The 14846-nt window shown below is 72.0% G+C and carries 12 protein-coding genes; 3 read left to right on the top strand and 9 right to left on the bottom strand.

Annotated elements, in window-relative coordinates; genetic code table 11:
* Nucleotides 1–35: 35 nt before the first annotated feature.
* The 6 genes from gap to uvrC form a co-directional block, all read right to left on the bottom strand.
* Nucleotides 36–1046: a type I glyceraldehyde-3-phosphate dehydrogenase gene (gene gap / locus ACFV9D_RS25740; RefSeq protein WP_385150717.1), complete on the bottom strand. Its 1011-nt coding sequence runs from the start codon at nucleotides 1044–1046 to the stop codon at nucleotides 36–38.
* A 223-nt stretch (nucleotides 1047–1269) separates the two neighbouring features.
* The gene (locus ACFV9D_RS25735) at nucleotides 1270–4224 is read right to left on the bottom strand and encodes a M14 family zinc carboxypeptidase (protein ID WP_385150714.1); all 2955 of its coding nucleotides are present in this window, start codon (nucleotides 4222–4224) and stop codon (nucleotides 1270–1272) included.
* Nucleotides 4225–4378: 154 nt separating this feature from the next.
* Complete coding sequence (gene whiA / locus ACFV9D_RS25730; protein ID WP_329121920.1) at nucleotides 4379–5368, bottom strand: DNA-binding protein WhiA; 990 nt, start codon at nucleotides 5366–5368, stop codon at nucleotides 4379–4381.
* Nucleotides 5359–6381: a uridine diphosphate-N-acetylglucosamine-binding protein YvcK gene (yvcK, locus tag ACFV9D_RS25725; RefSeq protein ID WP_385150711.1), complete on the bottom strand. Its 1023-nt coding sequence runs from the start codon at nucleotides 6379–6381 to the stop codon at nucleotides 5359–5361. Before yvcK ends, whiA begins: the two co-directional genes overlap by 10 nt.
* Complete coding sequence (rapZ, locus tag ACFV9D_RS25720; RefSeq protein ID WP_385150708.1) at nucleotides 6378–7355, bottom strand: RNase adapter RapZ; 978 nt, start codon at nucleotides 7353–7355, stop codon at nucleotides 6378–6380. Before rapZ ends, yvcK begins: the two co-directional genes overlap by 4 nt.
* On the bottom strand, nucleotides 7352–9547 hold the full coding sequence (gene uvrC / locus ACFV9D_RS25715; RefSeq protein WP_385150705.1) for an excinuclease ABC subunit UvrC: 2196 nt from the start codon (nucleotides 9545–9547) through the stop codon (nucleotides 7352–7354). Before uvrC ends, rapZ begins: the two co-directional genes overlap by 4 nt.
* A gap of 58 nt (nucleotides 9548–9605) precedes the next feature.
* Here uvrC and ACFV9D_RS25710 point away from each other — a divergent pair, with 58 nt between their 5' ends.
* The gene (locus tag ACFV9D_RS25710) at nucleotides 9606–10364 is read left to right on the top strand and encodes an SDR family NAD(P)-dependent oxidoreductase (protein WP_385150702.1); all 759 of its coding nucleotides are present in this window, start codon (nucleotides 9606–9608) and stop codon (nucleotides 10362–10364) included.
* A 274-nt stretch (nucleotides 10365–10638) separates the two neighbouring features.
* On the opposite strand, the gene ACFV9D_RS25705 is transcribed toward ACFV9D_RS25710, so the two are convergent.
* Together ACFV9D_RS25705 and ACFV9D_RS25700 are read right to left on the bottom strand one after the other, a co-directional pair.
* Complete coding sequence (locus ACFV9D_RS25705; RefSeq protein ID WP_385150699.1) at nucleotides 10639–11421, bottom strand: hypothetical protein; 783 nt, start codon at nucleotides 11419–11421, stop codon at nucleotides 10639–10641.
* Between the two features lie 5 nt (nucleotides 11422–11426).
* A complete protein-coding gene (locus ACFV9D_RS25700; protein WP_385150696.1) occupies nucleotides 11427–12023 on the bottom strand; it encodes a papain-like cysteine protease family protein in 597 nt (198 codons plus the stop codon).
* A 236-nt stretch (nucleotides 12024–12259) separates the two neighbouring features.
* Here ACFV9D_RS25700 and ACFV9D_RS25695 point away from each other — a divergent pair, with 236 nt between their 5' ends.
* Nucleotides 12260–13189 carry a hypothetical protein gene (locus tag ACFV9D_RS25695; RefSeq protein WP_385150693.1) on the top strand — a complete coding sequence of 310 codons (930 nt, stop codon included), beginning with the start codon at nucleotides 12260–12262 and terminating at the stop codon, nucleotides 13187–13189.
* Between the two features lie 80 nt (nucleotides 13190–13269).
* Here the strand turns inward: ACFV9D_RS25695 and ACFV9D_RS25690 are convergent, their stop codons facing one another.
* Nucleotides 13270–13695, bottom strand: a complete 426-nt coding sequence (locus tag ACFV9D_RS25690) for a Rieske (2Fe-2S) protein (RefSeq protein ID WP_385150690.1) — start codon at nucleotides 13693–13695, stop codon at nucleotides 13270–13272.
* Between the two features lie 127 nt (nucleotides 13696–13822).
* On the opposite strand from ACFV9D_RS25690, the gene ACFV9D_RS25685 reads away from it, so the two are divergent.
* Nucleotides 13823–14716, top strand: coding sequence for a carbohydrate kinase (locus ACFV9D_RS25685; RefSeq protein ID WP_385150687.1), 894 nt, complete (start codon nucleotides 13823–13825; stop codon nucleotides 14714–14716).
* The last annotated feature ends 130 nt before the right edge of the window (nucleotides 14717–14846 follow it).

Genomic DNA, 14846 nt, shown 5'->3' with positions numbered 1-14846 from the left:
CCTGTGCTCACATCGAGGTGCCGGTTCCGGAGGCTTTAGAGCTGGTTGCCGACGAAGACGGTGAGGTCGACGAGGCGGTTGGAGTAGCCCCACTCGTTGTCGTACCAGCCGAGGATCTTCACCGACTTGCCCTCCTGGACCATGGTCAGGGAGGAGTCGAAGGTGCACGACGCCGGGTCGCTGACGATGTCCGAGGAGACGATCGGGTCCTCGGTGTAGTAGAGGATGCCCTTCAGGTCGCCGTCGTCGGCGGCCTTCTTGAACGCGGCGTTGACCTCGTCCTTGGTGACCTCGCGCTGGAGCTCCACGACCAGGTCGGTGGCCGAGCCGGTCGGGACCGGGACGCGCATGGCGATGCCGTCCAGCTTGCCCTTGAGCTGCGGGAGGACCAGGGCGGTGGCCTTGGCGGCACCGGTCGTGGTCGGGATGATGTTCTCCGCGGCGGCGCGGGCGCGGCGCAGGTCGGAGTGCGGGAAGTCCAGGATGCGCTGGTCGTTGGTGTACGCGTGGACCGTCGTCATCAGGCCCTTGACGATGCCGAAGTTCTCGTCGAGAACCTTGGCCATCGGCGCCACACAGTTGGTGGTGCAGGAGGCGTTCGAGATGACGTGGTGGTTCGCCGGCTCGTACTTGTCCTGGTTGACACCCATGACGATGGTGATGTCCTCGTCCTTGGCCGGAGCCGAGATGAGGACCTTCTTCGCGCCACCGGCGATGTGCTTCTCGGCGTCGGCCTTCTTGGTGAAGATGCCGGTCGACTCGATGACGATGTCGACGCCCAGCTCACCCCAGGGGATGTCGGCCGGGTTGCGCTCGGAGAGCACCTTGATGGTGTGGCCGTCGACGGTGATGGTGTCGGCGGTGTGGGTGACCTCGGCCTTGAGGCGTCCCAGGATCGTGTCGTACTTCAGCAGGTGAGCAGTGGTCGCGGTGTCACCCAGGTCGTTGACAGCCACGATCTCGATGTCGGCACCCTGCTCAAGGAGCGCGCGGAAGTAGTTGCGACCGATGCGGCCAAAGCCGTTGATGCCTACGCGGATCGTCACGAACCGATCTCCTCGTTAGGTACGCCGGGTTTCGACGCCGGCGAGATTCTTTTAGGGATGTCCCCGACCGCTTACGACCCTACCTCTCCCATCGGCTCAGAGTGACATCCTGTGCGGCCGTAAACCCCGGGAACGCACCGTGGCCCGTTACTACCGACGGGTTCAGGCCACGGTGCGGCTTTCGTCCGGATCACTGACTGTGATCAAAGGTGCGGGCGTCCGCTCAGCCGTGCACCACGCCGAGCGCCTTGCGGATCAGTGTGGCGCGCTCGCCCGGATTCCGGACGTGCTCCAGGCCGAAACCGAGGAGCACGGTGTCCCGGGTGGCGACCGCGGCCTGGGAGTGGAAGAGCCCGGCGGAGCGGCTCCAGTCGGTGTCGTTCCCCGGGCTGCCGGCCGGCGGCCCGGGTACGGACCAGGCGCCGAGGGCGGTCTCGAAGCCCTCGCTCTGGCCCGGCGTGCCGCCGACAACGAGCGCGGTGTCGTCGACGAAGGCGCCCATCTCGCCGGTCCCGGGGTCCGAGATGTACGAGATCGACAGCTCGACCTGCTTGCCCGCGTAGGCGCTCAGGTCGACCGACGCCTGCTGCCAGCCGTTGGAGGGGCCGGTGAAGGCGTTCCAGGAGCCGGTGGTACCGGTGGTGGCGCAGCCGTCCTCGCCGACGGTCAGGTAGTGGGCGAGGAAGGGATGGCCCCGGACGTAGTAGCCCTCGCCGCAGTCGGCCGGGGCGGCGGTGGAGGTGCCGCCGTTGGCGTCGGGCAGCGTGGTCCAGTCGTCCTGCCCGACGGTGTGGGCCTCGACGACGAGGTTGTCGTAGCCGGGCTCGGTGTCGTAGCTGACCTGGAACCGCAGGCTGGGCGAGGCGGCCGCGTCGACGCCGGTGAGGTCCACGGTGCGGCTGAGCCGGGTCCAGGTGTTGTCGGAGTGGCGGGCGGCCCCGAAGTACGCGCCCTCGTAGGGCTCGAAGGGGGTGCGGACGCCCGGGTAGTCGCCGGCGGACGCGCTGCTGCCGAACTGCGGAAACTGCTCCGGCTTCAGGGTGTCCGAGGTGACGGTGTACGCGCCGGCGTTGTCGAGCGGGTTGTCCGCCGCGCCGCCGAGGCCCGCTGTGAGACCCCCGAACCGGCCGGAGCCGGCGAAGGCGGGCGGGTTCTTCAGCCCGGCGCGGTGGTAGGCGCCGAGGAAGTACTGGGCGAAGTCGTTCGACGTCGCCCGGCCGATGTCGACGAGGCCGCCGGCCTTCTCACCGGCGTTGATCAGCTTGCCGCCCTCGTTGACGTAGTCCCGCACGGCCAGCGTGACCGGCCCGGAGGGCTGCTCTGCGCCGGTGTACCAGACGACCGTACGGAAGTGACTCAGCACGCCGAGCGCGTCCGGGACCCCCTGAGTGGCGACGTCCCAGACGGCCGCCTTGCGGCCGCTGTCGGCGAGCGCCTTCACATAGGCGGCGGTGTGCTGCGCGGCGGCGGTGCCGCCCTCCTCGGCGAGGACGAGCACATCACCACGGGGCCGGTCGGCCACGGTGTACGTGAAGGGGGTCGACGAGGTCGCCCTGCCCTCACGGGTGCGGGCGGTGAACCAGACCTCGACGGTGTCGCCCGGTTCGGCGTCCTCGACCTCGGCCCGGTACTGGTCGAAGTAGAGGTTGTCCTCGCCGCCGTAGGTCTCGCCGCCGTCCCAGGCGTCGAGGCGCTCGGTGTGCGTCCGGCCGCCGTTGACCCGGTACTTGAGCTCCTTGGAGCGCAGCGACTTCCGTGCCGTGACGGAGACCTCCTGGTCGCCGCCGCGGGCGTAGGAGGTGGCGAAGGTGTGCGGGGTGAAGTCGGGGGCGTCGTGGCCGGTGACGGAGACGGGCCGGTCCGGGTGGGCGGCGGTCTCGGCGACGGCGAGCGCGAACGGGACGTTCTTGGCGAACTCCGCCTGGATCAGCTTCTCGTCGTCCGGGAAGGTGAAGACGGAGGCGCAGTCGGCGGGCAGCCAGGCGTCGTTCGGGTCGACCCGGGATGCGGTGGCGCAGGTCGACATCTCCGGGGTGAACATCTGCATCCCGTTGACGTTGGCCGCGTGTCCGTCGGCCTCGCCGTTGGTCGTGTAGAGCTCGGAGGAGACCTGCGGCCGGTAGCCGGGGACGGCGGACTTCTCCGGGGTGCCGGCGAGCGACTCGAGCGCCACGTCGTCGGGGGTGTCGGTGGCGACCTGCCAGCCGACGCCGTAGAGCAGCAGCTGGGCGGCGGAGTGGTAGTTGATGCCGTACTGGAAGCCGATGCGCTTCTGGAAGGCGTCGAGGGCCTTGGTCTCGGGCTCGGACATCGGGCCCGTGCCGCGGTACGTCTCGTCGGCCGGGTCGGGCGACGAACCCTCGTTGTCGTAGCCCCACTTGTAGGCGAAGTTGCGGTTGAGGTCGACGCCGTCGCCGGGCTCGATCCGCCCGTCGCCGTTGTTGTCGCGGAGGTTCTTGCGCCACTGCCGGTTCTCGGGGTCGGCGTGGGTGAAGTCGTAGCCGTCCGGGTTGGCGGAGAGCACGAACCACAGCTCGGTGGAGTCGACGATCTTCGTGACCCGCTCGTCCTTGCCGTAGCCGTCGAGGTAGTGGTGCATCAGCCGGCGGGTCATCTCGGGGGTGATCCACTCGCGGGCGTGCTGGTTGGACATGTACAGCGTGGCGGGCCGGGTGCCGTCCTTGGCCTTCTTGGCGCCCTTGGTGACCTTGAGGGCGAGGATGTCCTGGCCCTTCACCGTCCTGCCGATGGAGACGACCTTCGTGAGGTCCGGGTGGGCCTGGGAGGTGGCAAGGATCTCCTGCTTGAGCCCGTTCTCGCCGCCGTACGGCCGGAAGACGCCGTCCCCGGCTCCGGCGACCCGCTTCTCGGCCGGGTCGGAGAGGGTGTGCTCGGCGAGTTCGACGCCCTTGGCGCGGAGCTGTCCGGCCTGCTTGTCGGTGAGGTAGAGCTCGAGGGTGGCGGAGCCCTTGTCGGGCACCTGTTCGGTCAGTTCGTGGCCGTCGGTGCCGGCTTCGAGGAGAAGCGGCACCTGTTCCTTGCTGACCTTCGCGCGCCATACGGAGAGGGCGTCGCCGCCGTCCCCGCCGTTCGGTTCCGCTCCGGCGACGGGTGCCGCCGCCAGTCCGGCGATCAGCAGTGAAGCCGCGGCGAGGATCGATCTCGCTCTGCGTCTCATAAGCCCCCCTTGCTGTTGTCTGCCACGAAAGTGAACAGACGCCAGGCTCATGATCATTCATGATCATGTCAAGGGTGCCATGCGCGCCGAACGGGTGCTGCCGATGCCTCAGAAAGGCACCGGCAGCGGTGAGTTGGGGTGGGAGCGGATCGGGTCAGCCGACGAGACTGTCGTCCAGCTCCTCCGTGAGACCCGACTCCGTTCCGGGAATGCCCAGGTCCTGCGCCCGCTTGTCGGCCATGGCCAGCAGACGGCGGATCCGGCCCGCGACCGCGTCCTTGGTCAGCGGCGGGTCGGCAAGCGCGCCCAGCTCCTCCAGAGAGGCCTGCTTGTGCTCCATCCGCAGCCGGCCGGCGGCGGCGAGGTGCTCGGGCACCTCCTCGCCGAGGATCTCCAGGGCACGCTGAACCCGGGCGCCGGCGGCCACGGCCGCGCGCGCGGAGCGGCGCAGGTTGGCGTCGTCGAAGTTCGCCAGCCGGTTCGCGGTCGCGCGGACCTCGCGGCGCATCCGCCGCTCCTCCCAGGCAAGCACCGACTCGTGGGCGCCGAGCCGGGTCAGCAGGGCGCCGATGGCGTCCCCGTCCCGGACGACCACCCGGTCCACGCCCCGTACCTCACGGGCCTTCGCGGCGATGCTCAGCCGGCGCGCCGCACCGACCAGGGCGAGCGCGGCCTCCGGACCGGGGCAGGTCACCTCCAGGGAGGAGGAGCGCCCGGGCTCCGTCAGCGAGCCGTGCGCCAGGAACGCACCCCGCCAGGCGGCCTCGGCGTCGCAGGTCGCGCCCGAGACGACCTGCGGGGGCAGCCCGCGGATCGGACGGCCGCGGCCGTCGACCAGGCCGGTCTGCCGGGCCAGCTGGTCGCCGCCCGCCACCACCCGTACGACGAAGCGGGAGCCGCGCCGCAGACCGCCGGGGGCCATCACGATCAGTTCCGAGCTGTGCCCGAAGATCTCCAGGATGTCCCGCTTGAGTCGACGCGCCGCCATCGCGGTGTCCAGCTCCGCCTCGATCACGATCCGCCCGCTCACCAGGTGCAGGCCGCCGGCGAACCGCAGGATCGACGAGACCTCTGCCTTCCTGCAGCAGGTCCGGGTGACGGGAAGCCGGGAGATCTCGTCCTTCACCGCTGCCGTCATCGCCATGGGCCGATCCTTCCATGCATCCGAAAAATACGGTCGTACGCGGCGGCCAACAGCTCCGGATCATGCTTCGGGAGACCGTCGGCACGGGCCACCGGCGCCAGCTCGACCGCGGCGCCGAGCCGCTTGGCGGCGTCGGCGAGGGACTCGCGATCGGGCACGGCGGCCTCGTCGGCCAGCACCACGTCCAGGGCGAGTTTAGGGGCGTGTCGTCCCAAAACCTCCAAATGACGCTGCGGAGAGAACCCTTCGGTTTCTCCCGGCTGCGGCGCGAGGTTGAGGGAGAGGACCTTGCGGGCCTTGGTCTCGGTGAGCGCGTCGAGCAGCTCGGGGACCAGCAGATGCGGGATCACCGAGGAGAACCAGGAGCCGGGACCCAGCACCACCCAGTCCGCGTCGCGGACCGCGGCGACGGCCTCGGGCACGGCGGGCGGGTCGTGCGGGACGAGGTGCACCGACTGCACGTCGCCGGGCGTGAGCGCCACCGTGGCCTGGCCACGGACCGTGTCCACGTCGTCCGGGCGTGCCGGATCGTGCCCCCTGACCAGGGCCTGGAGCTCCAGCGGCACGGCGGACATCGGCAGCACCCGGCCGTGCGCGCCGAGCAGCTTGCCGACCAGGTCCAGGGCGAGGACATGGTCGCCCAGCTGCTCCCAGAGGGCGACGATCAGCAGATTGCCGACCGCGTGCTCGTGCAGGTCGCCCTTGGACTGGAAACGGTGCTGGATGACCCGGGACCAGGTCTGGCCCCAGTCGTCGTCCCCGCACAGCGCGGCGAGCGCCTTGCGCAGGTCGCCGGGGGGCAGCACGCCCAGCTCCTCCCGGAGCCGGCCGCTGGAGCCGCCGTCGTCGGCGACGGTGACCACGGCGGTCAGGTCGCCCGTGATCCGGCGCAGGGCGGCGAGGGAGGCCGACAGTCCCATGCCCCCGCCCAGCGCGACGACCTTGGGCTGGGCGCCACGCCTGCGGAGCGTGCGCACCGAGAGCGTGGACGTACGCCGACGGTACGGCTTCACTCGCGCCCCATGTCCCGGTGGACGACGACGGTCTCGACCCCTTCCGCGGCGAGACGGGCGGCGAGCTTCTCGGACGTGGCGACCGAGCGGTGCTTGCCGCCCGTGCAGCCGACGGCGATGGTCACGTACCGCTTGCCCTCGCGGCGGTAGCCCGCGGCGATCAGCTGGAGCAGCTCGGTGTAGCGGTCGAGGAACTCCTTGGCCCCGGGCTGGTTGAAGACGTACGCCGAGACCTCCTCGTTCAGCCCGGTGAAGGGCCGCAGCTCGGGGACCCAGTGCGGGTTCGGCAGGAAGCGCATGTCGACGACGAGGTCGGCGTCGACGGGCAGCCCGTACTTGAATCCGAACGACATGACGGTGGCCCGCAGCTCCGGCTCCTCGTCGCCGGCGAACTGGGCGTCCATCTTGGCGCGCAGCTCGTGGACGTTGAGGCTGGAGGTGTCGATCACCAGGTCGGCGTCGCCGCGCAGCTCGCGCAGCAGGTCCCGCTCGGCGGCGATGCCGTCGGTGATGCGGCCGTCGCCCTGGAGCGGGTGCGGCCTGCGGACCGACTCGAACCGCCTGACCAGGGCCTCGTCGGAGGACTCCAGGAAGACGATCCGCCGGGTGACCTGCTGGGCGTCGAGGGCGGCGAGGGACTCCCGCAGGGCGTCGAAGAACTGCCGGCCGCGGACGTCCACGACGACGGCGATCCGGGCCACGTTGCCCTGGGAGCGGGCGCCGAGCTCCACCATGGTGGGGATCAGCGCGGGCGGCAGATTGTCGACGACGAACCAGCCGAGGTCCTCGAGGCACTTCGCCGCGGTGGACCGGCCGGCGCCGGACATGCCGGAGATGATCACCAGCTCGGGGATGGCCGCCGCGTCGGCGGTCTCGCCGGCCTCCTTCGTGCCCGTACTCACGTGTCCTGCTCCGTCTTCTCTGTCGTGCGGTTCGTGCGGTTCGTGCTCATCGTGGCGGTCGTGCGCGGTCATGCGGTGGTGCCCCCGTCGTCTTCCATGATCTCTCCTGTTGCCGTATTCACGGCAGGTGCGGCCGGGGCCGCCTGCGCGAGGGCCACCGCCACGGCCTCGGCCGTCTTGCGGCCCATGCCGGGGACCTCGCAGATCTGCTCGATTGTCGCCTGTCGCAGCCGCTTCACCGAGCCGAAATGCTTGATCAAAGCCTGCTTCCGGGTGTCGCCGAGGCCGGGGATCGCATCCAGGGGGCTGGTCCTGACGCGCTTGTTCCGCTTCGAGCGCTGGTAGCGGATGGCGAAGTCGTGAGCCGTGTCACGCACCCGCTGAAGGAGGTACAGACCCTCGCTGGAGCGGGGCAGCACGACGGGATCGTCGTCACCGGGCAGCCAGACCTCCTCCAGGCGCTTGGCGAGGCCGCAGACGGCGATGTCGTCGATGCCGAGCTCGTCGAGGGCCCGCCGGGCGGCGGCGACCTGGGGCTGCCCGCCGTCGACGACGACGAGCTGGGGCGGGTAGGCGAAGCGCTTGGGACGACCGTCGTCGACGGGCACCTCGCCGGAGCCGGCCGGTCCGGAGCCGGAGCCGTTGGCCCGGCGGGTCCGGACGGGGGCACCGTCGAGGCCGGCGCTGTCGGCGGTGCCGGAGCCGGCGGCCGTGCCGGGGCTGACGGCTGCGCCGAGGCCGGCGACTGCGCCGGGGCCGCCCGTGCCCGGGCCGTCCTGCAGAGCGCCCACGGCGTCCGCCGCGTCCACCGCGTCGCCCTCGGCGTCCACGGCCACGCCCTCCTGGTCCCACTCCCCCGTCTTCTCCTTCTCGGCGAGGTAGCGCTTGAAGCGGCGGCTGATCACCTCGTGCATCGAGCGGACGTCGTCCTGGCCCTCGAAGCCCTTGATCTGGAAGCGGCGGTACTCGCTCTTGCGCGGCAGCCCGTCCTCGAAGACGACCATGGACGCCACGACGTCCTCGCCCTGGAGGTGCGAGATGTCGAAGCACTCGATCCGCAGCGGCGCGGAGTCCAGTTCCAGGGCCTCGGCGATCTCCTCGAGCGCCCGGGAGCGGGTCGTCAGGTCGCTGGCGCGCTTGGTCTTGTGCAGGACGAGCGCCTGCTGCGCGTTGCGCGCGACCGTCTCCATCAGGTCCTTCTTGTCGCCGCGCTGCGGGACGCGGAGGGAGACCTGGGAGCCACGGCGGCCGCTCAGCCACTGGGTGACGGCGTCGGCTTCCTCGGGCAGGGCGGGGACGAGGACCTCCTTGGGGACCGCGTCGCCGCTCTCCTCGCCGTAGAGCTGCTGGAGGGCGTGCTCGACGAGACCGGCCGTCGAGACGGCCTCGACCTTGTCCGTGACCCAGCCGCGCTGGCCGCGCACCCGCCCGCCGCGGACGTGGAAGATCTGGACGGCGGCCTCCAGCTCGTCCTCGGCGAGCGCGATCAGATCGGCGTCGGTGGCGTCGGCGAGGACGACGGCGTTCTTCTCCATCGCGCGCCGCAGCGCCTCTATGTCGTCCCGGAGCCGGGCCGCCTTCTCGTACTCCATCTCCTCGGCCGCCGCCATCATCTGCTTCTCCAGGCGGCGGATGTACGTGCCGGTGCGGCCGGCCATGAAGTCGCAGAACTCCTCGGCCAGTTCGCTGTGCTCGCCGGGGGTGACCCGGCCCACGCAGGGGGCGGAGCACTTGCCGATGTAGCCGAGGAGGCAGGGGCGTCCGGCGGAGGCGGCGTTGCGGAAGACGCCTGCGGAGCACGTACGGACGGGGAAGACGCGGAGCATCAGGTCGACGGTCTCGCGGATGGCCCACGCGTGGGCGTACGGCCCGAAGTAGCGCACGCCCTTCTTCTTGTGGCCGCGCATGACCTGGACGCGCGGGAACTCCTCGTTCAGCGTCACCGCGAGGTAGGGGTAGCTCTTGTCGTCCCGGTACTTGACGTTGAACCGGGGGTCGAACTCCTTGATCCAGGAGTACTCCAGCTGGAGCGCCTCGACCTCGGTCGAGACGACGGTCCACTCCACGGAGGCGGCCGTGGTGACCATGGTGGCCGTGCGCGGGTGCAGGCTCGCCAGCGGCTGGAAGTAGTTGGCCAGCCGTTGACGCAGGGACTTCGCCTTCCCGACGTAGATCACCCGGCGGTGCTCGTCGCGGAATTTGTAGACCCCCGGCGAGTCGGGGATCTGTCCCGGCTTGGGGCGGTAGCTGGAGGGGTCGGCCATGCTCCCCACCCTACTTGCGGCGACCGACACTCAGACCGTGTGCGCTCGTTGGCCGGGCATGGCGAATGAGGCGACAGGACGGCTGGCGGGCCGGGTGTGCGTGATCACGGGCGCGGCGAGCGGGATCGGGCGGGCGACGGCGCTGCGCTTCGCGCGGGAGGGGGCCCGGGTGGTGGCCGCCGACGTGGACGCGGAGCGGCTCGCGACGCTCGACGAGGGCATGGTGACGGTCGTCGGCGACGTCTCGCGGGACGAGGACGCCCGGCGGATGATCGCGACGGCGGTGGAGCGGTTCGGCCGGCTCGACGTCCTGGTGGCGAACGCAGGGGTGATCCCCCTCTCCGACGTCGTGGAGGCGACCGGGGAGGACTGGGACCGGATCATGGCCGTGGACGGCAAGGGCATGTTCCTGACCTGCAAGTACGCGATCGAGACGATGGCCGGGCAGGGCGGTGGCGGGGCGATCGTCTGCACCTCGTCGATCTCGGGGGTGGCGGGCCAGGCCCGCCAGGCGGTCTACGGCCCGGCCAAGTTCGTGGCCTCGGGCCTGACCAAGCACCTGGCGGTCGAGTGGGCGGACCGCGGAATCCGGGTCAACGCGGTGGCCCCGGGCACGATCGAAACGGAACGGGTCGCCGCCGCCCGCGTGGAACCGGGCGGCGCGGAATACCTGGCGGACATCGTACGAGCGCACCCCATGGCCCGCTTCGGCGAACCGGAGGAGGTGGCCGCGGCGATCCTCTTCCTGGCCTCGGACGAGGCGTCCTTCATCACGGGGGTGGTGCTGCCGGTGGACGGGGGCTATCTGGCGCGCTGAGGCCGGGGGCCCTGGGCGGCCCGCCGGACCGAGGCCCGGCGGGCCGCCCTGTGGGTCTGGAACCGCAGGGTGCCCCGGCTGGCGCTGCGACGCGAGCCCGCGGGCAGGGCGGCCGGGTGCAGCCCCGTCCCCGACCCCGTGCCCCGTCGCACCGGCGCAGCGCCGCCGCTCGGGAGGGGCCGAAGCCCCCGTCCCGTCAGGGTTTCGGGGAGGGGCGGGGTGGGGGACACCGCCCCTCCCCGGCGGCGGGGCGGCAGGCTCTGCGGGTCGGCGTTCAGGCCACGGGTGGGCGGCTCGCCGGGCGGCGGTGTCGCCGGGCGGCCGTGCCGAGGAGGCCCAGGGCGATCGCGGCGCCCGCCGCAGCCGTCGTCGAGGCCGCCGTGACCAGGGGTTCCTCGTGGGGCGTGGGCGGGGTGGCGTAGCCGCCGGCCGAGCCCTTCTTCGCGTAGGCCGAGTCGGGGAGCTTGTCCGCGTACGCCTTCACGACCCGGTCCCGGTACGCGGCCAGGGTCGTGCCGTTCCGCCCGACCGCCCGTACCGCGTCCTCGTCCAGCGGGAGCACCTTCGCGCCCTTCTGGACGTACCACGCGTCGATCTGCGGCTCGCGGAACACGACCCCGCCCGGCAGCGCCCGCGCGCCCTGCGCCGTGTAGCGGATCTCGTCGTCGCCGGTGGCGATGTTCACCACCTGCCAGCCGCCGGCCTGCCGCACCGTCCACAGCGAGGCCGTCTGCCCGTCCGAGGCGACCGCCTTGCTCGCGTGGAACTCGACCCGGGCCACGGGAGCGCCGGGCTTCCCCGCGACGAAGTCGGGGGACAGGATCCGTACGGGGACGGACCCGCCCTCGATCCGGGGCGCGGCCGCCGAGCGCGCGACGGCGCCGTCGCGGGCGAAGAACCGGGAGAGCGTGTCCAGCGTCGCGGGCGCGGACGCCGCCTTCTCCGGGGTGGGCGCCGTCGGCGGCGCGTCGGCCGCGGCGGCCGGCACCGCGCCGAGGGCGACGAGGCCGGCGGCGGACAGGAACCCGGCGCCGATGGCGCGTACACGTGCGTTCATCGTCGTCACGCCCCTATCCGGTAGAGCGAATGCGTCCAGGAGAAGGAGTTGTTGTCCACGTACCAGGCGTGCGACGCCCAGTTGTAGCGGTCGCTGGACGGCCAGGGGTCGCCCCAGTAGACCCAGCTGTTCGCGTCGTCGTACCCGTAGATCACATGCATGTGCCCACCCCCGCTCGACCACTGGATCCGCGTCTCGATCGGGCGGTCGGCGTTGATCTCGGTCTGCACGGTCGAGTAGCGCAGCCAGCCGGTCACGTACGAGCCGGGGTTGACGCCCGCCCAGCGCAGACCGGTCTGCACATTGCCGAGGGTGGCCTGGTTGTTGGGGCAGTCGTAGCCCTGCTGGCGGTTGAAGGCGGCGTTGCAGAACTGGTTCTGGCTGTAGTTCCTGCCGAACCAGGTCGCGATGGTGTTGCCGGCGGCGGCCCAGCACCAGTTGGTCTTCTGCTGCGCCTGCATGGTGATGTTCAGCCGCTTGTTCGCGAGGGCCGCTTGGGTGGAGACGTCCTCGCTCGTCGGCGCGGCGGTCGCCGACGACATGGGAAGCAGGAAGAGGGCGGCAGCGGCGAGTGCCGCCAGGGACAGCTTTCTACTGCGCATCGCGTTCCTCCCGAGGTGGGGGGTGGGGATGTGGGGAGTCGGAGGAGCGCGTCCGGACGCTGTTCAGGAGCATCGAGCGTTGTCCGGAACGGGTCAACACGCTTCAATGCGGGGTGACGGCGGGCTGTGAACGCTGTGACCCGGGTGTGAACACGCGCCCGCCCGTCACCTGCGGGACCGCCGTGGGCGGTGCGGTGCCCCGTCTGTTGAGTCGTGAACGTTCACTGAGGAGTCCCGTGGGGCACACCGAGGCCGATCTGGCGCAGTTGCTGCACACCGGACCGTTCCATCTGGCGCTGCGCACGGCGTTCGCGGTGCGCGGTCTGCCGCTCCAGCGGGTGCAGCATCACCTCGCCCACCGGGGCATCAAGGTCGGGGTGACCAGCCTCAGCTACTGGCAGCAGGGCGCCCGCCGCCCGCAGCGGCCCGAGTCGATGAAGGCCGTGCGCGCCCTGGAGGAGGTTCTCCAGCTGCCGGGGAACTCGCTGATCCGGCTGCTGGCCGAGGACACGACGGCGCGCGGTGACGTGGAGCGGCCCGCGGCGCGTTCGTACCGCTCGCTGGTGGAGGCGTCCGGGGCCGTGGAGGAGCTGCTCGCCGCGCTGGAGTCGCCGGTGGACGGCGGGCTGCACACGGTCGGCCACCACGAGCGGGTACGCATCGGGGCGCGGCGCGAGCTGGTGGGGCGGGACTCCCAGCACGTGGTGCGGGCGCACCGGGACGGGATCGACCGCTATCTCGCCATCCACCACGGCGATCCGGGCTGCGATCCCTCGCGGGTGGTCGTGCGGGCGACGGAGAACTGCCGGACGGGGCGGGTCCGGTGGCACGCGGAGACGGGGGTGCTGGTCGCGGAGCTGCTCTTCGACGCGCGGCTGCGGGCCGGGGAGACGTACCTCTTCGGCTACGGCTTCGAGGACGGGACGGGCGGTCCGAGCGGGGAGTACGTCCGCGGGTTCAGCTTCGCGGGCGGGCAGTACGTGCTCCAGGTGCGGTTCGACGAGACCGCCCTTCCGGTGCGGTGCCGGCGCTTCGCGCAGGTCTCGGCCGGGGCCCCGCGCGGCGGCCGCTCGGATCTGACGCTGAGCGGGCAGCACCGCACGGTGCACCTGGTGGAGCAGGGGGTACGGCCGGGGATCCTGGGCATCGACTGGGACTGGGCGTAGGCACGGTTGACGGTTCCGGGCCTTGGCCCCGGAGCCGTACGCGTGCGGGCTTACGCCACCGGGCCTTACGCCTCCGGGCCTTACGCCTCCGGGCCCGCGACCAGCTGTCCGCCCTCGACGCGGACCGGGACCTCGGGAAGCGGGACGGTCGCCGGGCCCTGGAGGGCCTTGCCGGTGGTCACGTCGAAGCGGCTGCCGTGGCACGGGCAGTTGCCCTCGTTGTTCTCGATCTTGTCGAGGACGCAGCCGGCGTGGGTGCACTGGGCGCTGAACGCCTTGTACTGGCCCTTGGCCGGGCAGCTCACCAGCACCCGCTGCTCGCGGTAGAGCTTGGCGCCGCCGACCGGTACGTCCTCGGGCGCGCCGAGCGTGACCGGTGCGGTCGGGGTCGGCACCTGGGCGTGCCCGAGCTTGGACTCCGTGGAGCAGGCGGCGACACCCAGCCCGGCGGCCCCGGCGAGCGCGGCGCCTTTCAGAACGGTGCGGCGGGTGGACTGGCCGGACATGAGCGCTCCACGGTGGGATCGGGGCAAGAGGTGACCGAACCGACGATACCGGCGGGCCTGTGGGGGCCGTCGCGGGGGCTACGGCGGGGCTGTCGTGGTCCGTGGGGCATGGGTTACGTTCACGGGCGTGATCGTCGTCGCCGGTGAGTCCCTGATCGATCTGGTCCCCGAGGGGGCCGGCGCCACTGCCCTGTCCCCGCTGACACCCAAGCCGGGTGGGGGTCCGTACAACACGGCCGTGGCGCTCGGCCGGCTGGGGGCGGAGGTGGCGTTCTGCTCGCGCGTCTCCACGGACGCCTTCGGGGTGGCCCTGCTGGACGGTCTGCGGGCGGCGGGGGTCTCGGACCGGCTCGTCCAGCGCGGCCCGGAGCCGACGACGCTGGCGGTCGCGTCGGTGGGCGCGGACGGCTCGGCGGAGTACGGCTTCTATGTCGAGGGCACGGCCGACCGGCTCTTCGCCCTGCCGGAGCGGCTTCCGGCGGGGGTGCGGGCGGTGGCGTTCGGCACCTGTTCGCTGGCCCTGGAGCCGGGGGCGAGCGCGTACGAGGCGCTGCTGCGGCGGGAGGCGGAGCGCGGCGCCCTCACGCTGCTCGACCCCAACATCCGCCCGGGCCTGATCCCGGACGGGGCCGCCTTTCGCGAGCGCTTCGCGGGCTGGCTGCCGTACGTCTCGGTCCTGAAGCTCTCGGAGGAGGACGCCGTCTGGTTGGGCGGTTCCCCGGCCGAGTGGCTGAAGCGGGGACCGTCGGCGGTGGTCCTGACCCGTGGCGCCGCGGGGCTGACGGTCTTCACCTCGTCGTTCGAGGTGGCGGTGGAGGCGGCCCGTGTAGAGGTCGCGGACACGATCGGCGCGGGCGACACGGTGAACGCGGCGCTGCTGCACGGCCTGGGTGATCGCCCGGTGGACTCCCTGGACGCCGGCGCCTGGTCCGCCCTCCTGTCGTACGCGGCGAGGGCCGCGGCCCTGACCTGCACACGCCCGGGTGCGGAACCTCCGTACGCGAGCGAGCTGACGGACTGACCGCGGGTACGGGGTGGGGGGGGGGCCCCCCCCCCCCCCCCCCGCCCCCCCGGGGGGGGGCCCCCCCCCCCCCCCGGGGGGGGGGGGGGCGGCCGCGGGGGCGGGGTAGTAGGGGGGGCCCGAAGGTGAG

This window comes from Streptomyces sp. NPDC059875 (assembly GCF_042731085.1).
Classification (GTDB): Bacteria; Actinomycetota; Actinomycetes; order Streptomycetales; family Streptomycetaceae; genus Streptomyces.
Note: the sequence above shows the minus strand (reverse complement) of the source record. Positions and strands in the feature narration are given on the sequence as shown.

Coding starts and splice junctions, on each gene's coding strand:
- rapZ (WP_385150708.1), bottom strand. CDS start 7,355: ATGACCGCGCACGACCGCCACGATGAGCACGAACCGCACGAACCGCAC.
- ACFV9D_RS25705 (WP_385150699.1), bottom strand. CDS start 11,421: ATGAACGCACGTGTACGCGCCATCGGCGCCGGGTTCCTGTCCGCCGCC.
- uvrC (WP_385150705.1), bottom strand. CDS start 9,547: ATGGCCGACCCCTCCAGCTACCGCCCCAAGCCGGGACAGATCCCCGAC.
- ACFV9D_RS25735 (WP_385150714.1), bottom strand. CDS start 4,224: ATGAGACGCAGAGCGAGATCGATCCTCGCCGCGGCTTCACTGCTGATC.
- ACFV9D_RS25710 (WP_385150702.1), top strand. CDS start 9,606: ATGGCGAATGAGGCGACAGGACGGCTGGCGGGCCGGGTGTGCGTGATC.
- ACFV9D_RS25690 (WP_385150690.1), bottom strand. CDS start 13,695: ATGTCCGGCCAGTCCACCCGCCGCACCGTTCTGAAAGGCGCCGCGCTC.
- whiA (WP_329121920.1), bottom strand. CDS start 5,368: ATGGCGATGACGGCAGCGGTGAAGGACGAGATCTCCCGGCTTCCCGTC.
- ACFV9D_RS25700 (WP_385150696.1), bottom strand. CDS start 12,023: ATGCGCAGTAGAAAGCTGTCCCTGGCGGCACTCGCCGCTGCCGCCCTC.